The sequence below is a fragment of the Okeania sp. SIO2B9 genome (assembly GCF_010672505.1).
GTDB classification, from domain to species: domain Bacteria; phylum Cyanobacteriota; class Cyanobacteriia; order Cyanobacteriales; family Microcoleaceae; genus Okeania; species Okeania hirsuta.
Genome location: NZ_JAAHGK010001773.1, coordinates 1 through 1,121, shown reverse-complemented (window position 1 = coordinate 1,121; position 1,121 = coordinate 1). Strand labels below are relative to the sequence as shown.

Below are 1,121 nucleotides of genomic sequence, written 5' to 3'. Positions count from 1 at the left end.
TTGGGACTCGAGTTATCCATTTTCAATTTGAGATTAATTGGATATTATTTTGGCTATATAAAGCACTATCACAGACTATAATACTATCTAGTTTTATTTGTTTTTTCACCCAGGCTAAAATTTGACCAAATACTGCTTGATCTGATTCATTACCATCAGCAGTTCTCATAAATAATGGTATTCCGCTATGGCCACTCACAATGTATACTAGTATACATTGTTTCAAATCTGGTCGATGGTCGCGGGAATATCCCTTTGTCATTAATATTGGTATTTTTTGATGATTTTCAGTAGTTTCAATATGCTCATATTCTCCATGAAGATGAAACGATGTTGAATCTAAGTGAGTATATTTAGTCTCAATGTTAAACTTTTTGATAACTAATAATCCTATTTCTATAAATAAATTTGTTAATCCTAATTGATAGATATCATCCATAACTCTACCGAGAGTATCATCGTTTAAATATTCACATTTTATACCTGTACCTAATAATTTTTCTACCGCCTTGTCTTCAAAGAACTGACGCTCACAAATATCAAGGACGTGATACCATTCCTAATCCATTGAGAATCAAAGCTTTTATTACTTGCCCTGAAGTAATTTTTTCTCGATTATCTACTCCTAATTTTTGGTTAATTATTTCCACTATTCCTATCTCATCAATTAGTCCTGCAACTATTCCTAAGTGGTCTACATTTTTAACTGTTATTTCTTCTATTAAAGACATTTTTTTTATACTAAATAATAACGCAATCATTAGCTTTATGATCTGACTTGCAGTTAGTAAACGCCATAAGTAATTCTACTCAATTCAATATCAAGGTTTTCTGTAACCTATCGTAATTCAAATTGAAGTGCGGAATGTGGGTTAAAATCTCTGTCAGCTTGTTTGCAAAGCATTACGTAGGAAAAACCACATTCACTACATTCATCAGTTCTCAAGTGTAACGGCATTTTCTGTTGATGCCCACAGTTTGAAAATATTTGAGAACTTGGATAAAATCTATCAGCTATAATTAATTCACTGCCGCCGTACCACTGACATTTATATATAGAACCCCTAAACGGATCTATTTAAAAATAGAGAAGGAGATGGGGAGATGGGGAGATGGGGAGA

At 32.6% G+C, this 1,121-nt stretch carries 2 pseudogenes; both read right to left on the bottom strand.

Going from position 1 to position 1,121, the window contains the following annotated elements:
• Positions 1-25: 25 nt before the first annotated feature.
• Positions 26-731: pseudogene (locus tag F6K13_RS34325) on the bottom strand (IS1634 family transposase); the annotation flags it as partial.
• A gap of 107 nt (positions 732-838) precedes the next feature.
• A pseudogene (locus F6K13_RS35935) lies at positions 839-1,054 on the bottom strand (zinc ribbon domain-containing protein); the annotation flags it as partial.
• Positions 1,055-1,121: the final 67 nt, after the last annotated feature.